Source organism: Mesorhizobium sp. M7A.F.Ca.AU.002.02.1.1, from assembly GCF_003998535.1.
Classification (GTDB): Bacteria; Pseudomonadota; Alphaproteobacteria; order Rhizobiales; family Rhizobiaceae; genus Mesorhizobium; species Mesorhizobium ciceri.
Map to the genome: position 1 here is coordinate 1 of NZ_RZPB01001082.1, position 1583 is coordinate 1583.

Genomic DNA, 1583 nt, shown 5'->3' on the forward strand with positions numbered 1-1583 from the left:
CCCAAGACCAATGCCGTCGGCTCGCTGGTCTTCGCCGTCTCCATCGTGCTGGTGGTGTTTTTTGAACTGACATTGCTTCGGAGAAAGCCGGCATGAGCGCGCCCCTCGTCGACATCAGCAGTGTCTCGCATCGCTTCGGCCAGCACACCGTGCTGAAGGATGTCTCGCTGCAGATCGAGCCCGGCAGCTACACGATCCTGCTCGGGCCGTCCGGCTCCGGCAAGACGACGCTCTTGTCCATTCTGGGCGGCTTCGTCACCCCCAGCGAAGGCAAGGTGTTCATCCGTGGCGAGGATTGCACGTCGGTGCCGCCGGCCAAGCGCCCGACGACGACGGTGTTCCAGGACTATGCGCTGTTTCCGCATATGAGCGTCGGCAGCAATGTCGGCTTCGGCCTGCGCATGCAGGGCGTCGACGGCGCGACACGCGCCGCAAAGGCGCGCGAGGCGCTGGCGCTGGTCGGTCTCGCCTCTGCCTTCGACAAGAAGCCGCATCAGCTCTCCGGCGGCCAACGGCAGCGCGTGGCGCTGGCGCGGGCGCTGGTGATCGAGCCGGCGGTGCTGTTGCTCGACGAGCCGCTCGGCGCCCTCGACCTCAAACTTCGCCGGCAGATGCAGGATGAATTGAAGGCGATCCAGAAGCGCGTCGGCACCGCCTTTATCCATGTCACGCACGACCAGGAAGAGGCGATGGCGCTGGCCGACCATTGCGTGGTGATGAATGACGGGCGCATCGAGGACGAAGGTCCGCCAGAGCGCGTCTACGCACGGCCGGCGACGCGTTTTTCGGCGACCTTCATGGGCGAAAGCACGATCCTCGCCGGCACGGTCACGGAGGCGAAGGATAGGACAAGCACCGTCGCGACGCCGGTCGGGCCGGTCTCGCTGCCCGGCGCCTTGCCGGTCGGCTCTACCGTTGCGCTGGCCATACGGCCGGAGCATCTTGTCCTCGGCGAGGCGCGCGGCGGTGTCAGGCTTGGCACAGCCGAGGTGAGCGACGTGGTTTTCCAGGGCAGCTTCAAGCGCGTGCTCGCCGTTTCCGTCGAGGACCCTTCGCTCCACTTCATCGCCAAATTGCCCGCGACGGCGACCGTCCAGCCGGGCGACAGGGTCGCGATTTCCTGCGATACCGACCAGATCATCCTGCTGACGGACTGAACTTTCTGACGGATTGAAACATGGCAACGCTTGCGGTCATCGAGGCACCAGACTGGTACGAGACCATCCGCATGAGCGATGGCGTGACCTTGATCCACGAGCCTTGGATAAAACCGTTCTTCCGCTGCAACATGTGGCATGTGCGCGGCCGCGATCGTGACCTTCTGTTCGACACCGGGCTTGGCCATTTCAGCCTCAGGCGTCACGTGCCGTTGGTCAGCGAGCGCAAGCTGATTTGCGTCGCCAGCCACACGCATTTCGATCATATAGGCTGCCACCACGAATTTCCCGAACGGTGCGTGCACGCCGCCGAGGCCGGGATCCTCGCCGATCCGCGTAACGAGTGGACGGCAGCCGACACCTATGCGACCGACGAAATGTTCGATTGCCAGCCGCAAGGCTGGAACACGGCGCGCTACCGTATTC

The 1583-nt window shown here is 64.4% G+C and carries 2 protein-coding genes and 1 pseudogene; all 3 read left to right on the forward strand.

Annotated features, from left to right (window positions below; translation table 11 throughout):
• Positions 1-96, forward strand: a pseudogene (locus EN879_RS40370) (ABC transporter permease); the annotation flags it as partial.
• Positions 93-1157: an ABC transporter ATP-binding protein gene (locus EN879_RS35215; RefSeq protein WP_063168084.1), complete on the forward strand. Its 1065-nt coding sequence runs from the start codon at positions 93-95 to the stop codon at positions 1155-1157. The pseudogene EN879_RS40370 and the gene EN879_RS35215, both read left to right, overlap by 4 nt.
• Positions 1158-1177: 20 nt before the next feature.
• On the forward strand, positions 1178-1583 hold a 406-nt coding region (locus tag EN879_RS35220), incomplete at its 3' end, for an MBL fold metallo-hydrolase (protein WP_348631524.1).